6 protein-coding genes are annotated in these 6,461 nt (G+C 69.1%); 1 reads left to right on the top strand and 5 read right to left on the bottom strand.

The features are described from left to right. Positions 1-119: 119 nt before the first annotated feature. From ABZ806_RS13995 to ABZ806_RS13975, 5 genes are all read right to left on the bottom strand, one after another. Positions 120-1,379, bottom strand: a complete 1,260-nt coding sequence (locus ABZ806_RS13995) for an ABC transporter substrate-binding protein (protein WP_500217509.1) — start codon at positions 1,377-1,379, stop codon at positions 120-122. Between the two features lie 39 nt (positions 1,380-1,418). Then, the gene (locus ABZ806_RS13990) at positions 1,419-2,294 is read right to left on the bottom strand and encodes a carbohydrate ABC transporter permease (RefSeq protein ID WP_500217506.1); all 876 of its coding nucleotides are present in this window, start codon (positions 2,292-2,294) and stop codon (positions 1,419-1,421) included. Beyond that, on the bottom strand, positions 2,278-3,285 hold the full coding sequence (locus tag ABZ806_RS13985; RefSeq protein ID WP_500217503.1) for a carbohydrate ABC transporter permease: 1,008 nt from the start codon (positions 3,283-3,285) through the stop codon (positions 2,278-2,280). The genes ABZ806_RS13990 and ABZ806_RS13985 overlap by 17 nt, the downstream gene beginning before the upstream one ends. Before the next feature lie 208 nt (positions 3,286-3,493). After that, positions 3,494-4,465 (bottom strand): aldose epimerase family protein, encoded by a 972-nt coding sequence (locus ABZ806_RS13980; protein WP_500217501.1) that lies wholly within the window; start codon positions 4,463-4,465, stop codon positions 3,494-3,496. After that, positions 4,462-5,424 carry a LacI family DNA-binding transcriptional regulator gene (locus ABZ806_RS13975; protein WP_500217498.1) on the bottom strand — a complete coding sequence of 321 codons (963 nt, stop codon included), beginning with the start codon at positions 5,422-5,424 and terminating at the stop codon, positions 4,462-4,464. The genes ABZ806_RS13980 and ABZ806_RS13975 overlap by 4 nt, the downstream gene beginning before the upstream one ends. Before the next feature lie 145 nt (positions 5,425-5,569). Here ABZ806_RS13975 and ABZ806_RS13970 point away from each other — a divergent pair, with 145 nt between their 5' ends. After that, entirely contained in the window at positions 5,570-6,457 is an 888-nt protein-coding gene (locus tag ABZ806_RS13970; protein ID WP_500217496.1) for an NAD-dependent epimerase/dehydratase family protein, read from the top strand. Positions 6,458-6,461: the final 4 nt, after the last annotated feature.

Here is a 6,461-nt window from a genome sequence, read left to right as displayed (position 1 = left end):
CGCCCGGGGCCCCCCCCCTACGACGGCTTTTCGCTGGGGGCGCACCTCCTGGGGGGGGGGGGGGCGCCGGGCGCCCCGCCCTGTCCCGGGCCCCCACGGCTCGTCATCGGGACGGGGCCCTACTGGGACAGGGCGCTGTCGGCCTCGGACAGGAAGGTCTTGGCCGCCTGGTCCGGCGACGCCTTGCCGAACAGCACCGAGTCGGTGGCGCGCTTGAGGATGTCCTCCATCTCCATCGCGCCCTTCGGCGGGATGGAGATCGGGCTGAGGTCGCCCTTGATCGCGTCCATGAAGGCCAGCACCTTCTGGTCGGCCGGGGACAGCTTGCCCTTGATCGCCGTGACGACCTTCGCGTTGGTGGGCAGGCCGCGGTCGCTCAGCAGGATCGCGCCGGCGTCCGGGTCGTTCACCAGGAAGTCGACGAACTTCCCGGCGGCGGCGGACTCCTCGGACTTGGACGAGATCGTGTAGTACATCGCCGGCTGCAGGAACATCCCGGACGTGGTGGCGCCCGGCGCCTTCGGCATGCGCAGCAGGTCCAGCTCCTGGCCGGACCCCTTGGTCAGGGTGTCCAGCTGGTTGCTCCACCAGCTGCCGAACGCGCTCTTGTTGGTGGCGACCAGCGCCTGGTCGGGCTTGGTGCCGGTCTCCAGCATCTCGTCGGCGCCGGGACCGGCCTTGGTGTCGATGATCTTCTTGATCAGCGCCCACCAGTCCTTGATGGTCTGCTCCGACAGGGCGACCTTGCCGTCGGCGTAGTACTGCTCGCCGCGCTGGGCGGCGAAGATCTGCAGGAACGCCGGGTTCTCGTTGTACTCGGTGCCCCAGACGTCGCCGCCGCTCTTCTCGGTCACCTTCTGGGACATCGCGATGTAGTCGTCCCAGGTCCAGGTCTTGTCGTCGGGGGCCTTCTCGCCGTACTTCTCCAGCGTCTTCTTGTTGACGATCATCGGGAACGCGTTGACGCCGGTGGGGATCGCGTACTGCTTCCCGCCGACCTGCCCGGCCTTGAGGACGCCCTGGTCGAGCCCGGCGGTGTCCACCTTGCCGTTCAACTCGGCGAGGACGCCGCGCCCGGCGTACTCCGCGAGGCCCCGGATCTCGATCGACATGACGTCCGGGGCGTCGCCGGCCGCGGTCTTGGTGGCCAGCTTCTCGTAGTAGCTGTCCCAGTCGGAGAAGTCGCCCTCGACGTCGATCGTGGGGTTCTTCTGCTCGAACGCGGCGATGGCCGACTCGGTCAGCTTCTGCCGGGAGTCGCTTCCCCAGTAGGAGAAGACGATTTTGGTCTTGCCGCCGGAATCGTCGTCGCCGCTGCCGCAGGCGGTCGCCGACAGGGCGATCGCGGTGACGGCGGCGGCCGCCAGGATGCGCTTCATTTCTGTGGTACCTCCGGGGGGAAGGAAAGGTTGCAGGGGCTATTTGAGGCCGGTGGTGGCCATTCCTCGGACGAGGTATTTCTGGCCGGCCAGGAAGAAGCCGAAGATCGGGCCGAGCGAGATGATCGACATCGCGAACATCGGCCCCCAGGAGGAGTCGCCGCTGGAGTCCAGGAACTGGCGCAGCGCGACCGGAGCCGTGAGGTTGTCGGAGTTGGTCAGGTAGAGGTTCTGGGTGAAAAAGTCGTTCCACGTCCAGATGAAGGTGAAGATCGCCGTGGTGGCGAGCGCGGGGACGCACAGCGGCATCACCACCTGCAGGAACGTGCGCAGGTGCCCGGCTCCGTCGATCGCCGCCGCCTCGTCCAGTTCCCGGGGGAGGGTGCGGATGAACTGCACCATCAGGAAGATGAAGAACGCGTCGGTGGCGAGGAACTTGGGCACGACGATCGGCCAGATCGTGTTGATCCAGTCGATCTTGCTGAACGCGATGTACTGCGGCACGACCGTGACATGGTGCGGCAGCATGATCGAGACCAGCATGATCGCGAACCAGAGCTTCTTGAGCGGGAACTCCAGCCGGGCGAACGCGTAGGCCGCCAGCGAGCAGGCGAGCAGGTTGCCGACGACCGCGAGGGAGGTGATGACCGCCGAGTTCCACAGGTAGTAGCCGAACGAGTGCTTGAGCGCGCCCCAGCCGTCGGCGTAGTTCTGGCCGGTCACCTCGCCGGGGATCAGGCCCGGCTCGCGGAAGATCACGTCCTCGGGCTTCACCGAGCTGGAGATCATCCAGAGCAGCGGATAGAGCATGAACAGCCCGAACGCGATCAGCAGCACGTGCTTGGTCAGCCGGGAGGCGGGCCGGAACAGGACCGGGGTCCGCCTGTTCGCCGGGCGCCTAGTTGTCGTCGCCATAGAAGACCCAGAATCGAGACATGAGGAAGTTGACGGCGGTCAGGGCCCCGATGATGAGGAGCAGCACCCACGCCATGGCGGCCGCGTATCCCATCTCGTAGTTCTTGAAGCCCTTGATGTAGAGGTAGAGCGTGTAGAAGAGCGTCGAGTCGACCGGTCCGCCGTTGCCGCCGCTGACCACGAAGGACTGCGTGAACGACTGGAACGACTTGATGACCTCCAGCACGGCGTTGAAGAAGATGATCGGCGTGAGCAGCGGCAGCGTGATCGAGCGGAACTGCCGGAGCCGGCCGGCGCCGTCGACCCGGGCCGCCTCGTAGAGGTTCTGCGGGATCTGCCGCAGCCCGGCCAGGAAGATGACCATCGGGGCGCCGAACGTCCAGACGTGCAGGATGATCAGCGTCCACAGCGCCGTGTCCGGGCTCGTCACCCACCCCTGGCCCTCGTAGCCGAACCAGCCCAGGAACGTGTTGACGATCCCGTCGACCCCGAAGATCTTCCGCCACAGGATCGAGATCGCCACGCTGCCGCCGAGCAGTGACGGCAGGTAGAAGATCGACCGGTAGAACGACAGCCCGCGCAGCCCCTTGTCCAGCGCCAGCGCCAGCCCGAGGGCGAAGGCCAGCTGGAGCGGGACGGAGACGAAGACGTAGGTGGTCGTGACCTTGAGCGAGTTCATGTACCGGTTGTCGGCCGTGAACAGCTTGTCGTAGTTGTCCGTGCCGACCCAGTGGGCCGGGGCGAGCAGGCTGTAGTCGGTGAACGACAGGTACAGCGAGGCGATCATCGGGCCGAGCGTGATGACGAACAGTCCGATGAACCAGGGGGCCAGGAACAGGTAGGCGGCCCAGGCCTGTGAGCGGGCGCGGGAACTCTTGCGGTGTCCCGGGCGGTGGTGGAGGCGGCGTCGTGCGGGCGTCTTCGCGGGGGGCGCGACCGTCGGTCCGGCCGTCCCCGTCGCCGTCTCGGCCGCGGCGGGCCTCAGCGTCATCACTGGCCCTTCGATGAGTCGGAGGTGGTTGAGATAGCGCTTTCTTAGCGCGAAGCCGGAGATGACGTCAACCCTTTGCAGTGAGATACCTCACTGCCGCTCACCAGGCGTTTTCGTATAAGCCGAGGTCAGCGCAGAAGTCGGGGACGGAGCGTCGCCTAACGATCTCCGTCCCCGTCTGCTTGTTACTACAACCGTTTGCAGTCGGTCATGCCGTACCGAACCGGTAGCCGGTGGTCGAGACGAGCTCCTCGCCGGGCCGCAGGACGGCGGACGGGAACCCCGGCCGGTTCGGTGCGTCGGGGAAGTGCTGCGTCTCCAGGCACAGGCCCGCGAACGGGCCGTACGGGCTGCCGCCGCCGCCCAGCATGTGGCCGGTGTAGAACTGCACGCCCGGTTCGGTGGTGGTGACCTCCATCGAGCGCCCGCTGCCCGGATCGGTGACGGTCGCCCGCCCCTGGAGGACGTAGCAGTGGTCGTAGCGGCCGCCGAGCCGCGCGTCGACCCGGCTGGGGGCGGTGAAGTCGAACGGCGTCCCGGCCACCGGCGCCAGTTCGCCCGTGGGGATCTTTCCCTCGTCCACCGGGAGGTAGCGGTCGGCCTCCAGCGTCACCACGTGCCCGCGCACGTCGCCGCCGCCCGCCAGGTTGAAGTAGGAGTGGTTCGTCAGGTTGACGACGGTGGGCGCGTCGGTCGTGGCCCGGTACTCCAGCTGCAGCGTGTCGCCGTCCAGGACGTACCGGACCTGGACCGTCAGCTCTCCGGGGTAGCCCTCCTCGCCGTCCGGGCTCACCAGGCCGAGCAGCAGGTCCGCCGGCGCCGCCGACTCGACCCGCCACACCCGCTTGTCGAAGCCGCGGACGCCGCCGTGCAGGCTGTGCCCGCCGTCGTTGACCGGCAGCCGGTACTCGGTGCCGTCGAGGGTGAACCTGCCGCGGGCGATGCGGTTGCCGTAGCGGCCGACGACCGCGCCGAAGTACCGGCTGCGCCGCAGGTAGTCCTCCAGCGTGCCGAGGCCGAGGACGACGTCGGTGCCGTCGGCCACCTCCAGCCGCTGGACGGTCGCGCCGTAGGTCAGGACCGCGACGCGCAGCCGCCCGTTGTCGAGGACGTGGCGTTCGACCTTCTCGCCGTCGGGGGTGACACCGAAGGCGGTGTCGTTGATGTCGGGACTTGTCATGGGAGTCCTTTCGGGGGAGCGGTGGACTCGCGGACCACCAGATGCGTTTCCAGGACGGTGGCCGCGCTCATCGACGTGATGAGCAGGTCGACGGCCATGCGCCCGGCGTCGGCCGTGGGCATGGCGACCGTGGTGAGCTTGGGCCGGTACAGGCGCCCGGTGATGCTGCCGTCGATGCCGATCACGCTGATGTCGCCGGGGACGCCGACGCCCAGCTCGTCCAGGCCCTCGATGAGGCCGATGGCGACGAGGTCGTTGTAGGCGAGCACGCCGGTCACCCCGGCCGCCGCGACCTCGGCGGCGATGCCGAGGCCGCCCTCCTCGGTGGGCGCGTTCGGGCCGATGACGACCGTTTCGAGGCCGGGCACGTCGGCGACGGCCCTGCGGATCTCGCCGCTGGTCCAGGAGCCGGCCGGGCCCGAGACGAGCGCGACGCGCCGGTGGCCGAGCCCGGCGAGGTGCTCCATCGCGGTGCGGGCGCCGCGGGCGACGTCCATGACGACGGTCGTCACCCCGCGCAGCCGCCGGTTGACCAGGACGAACGGGATCGTCTCGACCAGCTTCTCCAGCGCCTTGTTCGAGGAGCGGGGGCTGCACAGCACGATGCCGTCGACCTGCTTGGAGAAGGCGAGGACCAGCTCCTCCTCCTTGGCCGGGTCCTCGTCGGTATCGGCGACGAACAGGTGGTAGTCCTGGGCGCGGGCGGCGGCCTGCGCGGCCTTGATCAGCGGCGGGAAGAACGGGTTCGCGAGGTCGGCCACGATCAGCCCGAGGTTGTTCGTCCGGCCCGTGGTGAGCGAGCGGGCCGCCCGGTTGGGCCGGTAGCCGAGCCGCTCGGCCACCGCCAGCACCCGGGTCCGCGTTTGCGCGTTCACCATGTGCGGCGCGGAGAAGGTTCGCGAAACCGTCGAGACGTGCACGCCGCACGCGTGCGCCACGTCCCGGATAGTCACTGCCATGGCGCCTACCTTAACGCAACCGTTTGCACGTTCGTAATGATCGCTCTCACTGTTTCTGCTGGTCGCACGCCATTCACTTGACGTGCGAGTGATGTGGGCGCGATGGTTACTGCAACTGGTTGCAGCGAGCTGAGGAGTCCATGCGGTGAGCAGAGTGCTCGTCACCGGAAGCGCGGGCCGGCTGGGCCGCAGCGTCGTCACCACGCTGGCGGCGGCCGGACACGAGGTGATCGGCGTCGACAGCGCCCCCGGCACGCCCGCCGAGGCCGCCGCGGAGCTGCCCGCCGACCTCACCGATCTGGGCGAGGCCCATTCGGTGATCACCCGGTTCCGGCCGGACGCGGTGGTCCACCTGGCCGCCATCGCGGTGCCCTTCGGCCGGACGGACGCGACGACGTTCCGCGTCAACACCCAGCTGGCGTTCAACGTCTGCGCGGCCTCGGTGGCGCTGGAGGTGCCGGAACTGGTCGTCGCGAGCAGCCCGACGGTGATGGGCTACGGCGCGCCGGGCGGCTGGACGCCCGACTACCTGCCGCTGGACGAGGAGCATCCGCCGCGGCCGTGGAACGTCTACAGCCTGTCGAAGCTGGTCGCCGAGCAGACCATGGAGACGTTCGCCCGCTCGGCGGCCGCCACGAGGATGGCCGCGTTCCGCCCCTGCTTCGTCATCGCGCCCGAGGAGTGGGAGGGCGCCCCGACGCAGTCCGGGCACACCCTCCGCGAGCGGCTGGACCGGCCCGAGATCGGCAGCGTGTCGCTGTTCAACTACCTCGACGCCCGGGACGCCGGCGAGTTCATCGGCGCCCTGCTCGCCCAGCTGCCGGGGCTGGAGCGCAACGGCGAGGTGTTCTTCGCCGGCGCCGGCGACGCGCTGGCCGCCGAACCGCTGGCCGAGCTGCTGCCCCGCTTCTTCCCCGCGACGCGGGAGGCCGCCGCCGCGCTCACCGGCACGGCCCCCGCGTTCTCCTCCGCCAAGGCCGAGCGGCTGCTCGGCTGGACCGCCAAGCGCAGCTGGCGCACCGAACTCGCCTGAAGGG

This window comes from Spirillospora sp. NPDC047418, from assembly GCF_040643275.1.
Classification (GTDB): Bacteria; Actinomycetota; Actinomycetes; order Streptosporangiales; family Streptosporangiaceae; genus Spirillospora.
Note: the sequence above shows the minus strand (reverse complement) of the source record. Positions and strands in the feature narration are given on the sequence as shown.

Bases quoted from the DNA above. Each gene is read 5' to 3' on its own strand.
- ABZ806_RS13995 (WP_500217509.1), bottom strand. From the start codon at position 1,379: ATGAAGCGCATCCTGGCGGCCGCCGCCGTCACCGCGATCGCCCTGTCG.
- ABZ806_RS13990 (WP_500217506.1), bottom strand. From the start codon at position 2,294: ATGGCGACGACAACTAGGCGCCCGGCGAACAGGCGGACCCCGGTCCTG.
- ABZ806_RS13985 (WP_500217503.1), bottom strand. From the start codon at position 3,285: ATGACGCTGAGGCCCGCCGCGGCCGAGACGGCGACGGGGACGGCCGGA.
- ABZ806_RS13980 (WP_500217501.1), bottom strand. From the start codon at position 4,465: ATGACAAGTCCCGACATCAACGACACCGCCTTCGGTGTCACCCCCGAC.
- ABZ806_RS13975 (WP_500217498.1), bottom strand. From the start codon at position 5,424: ATGGCAGTGACTATCCGGGACGTGGCGCACGCGTGCGGCGTGCACGTC.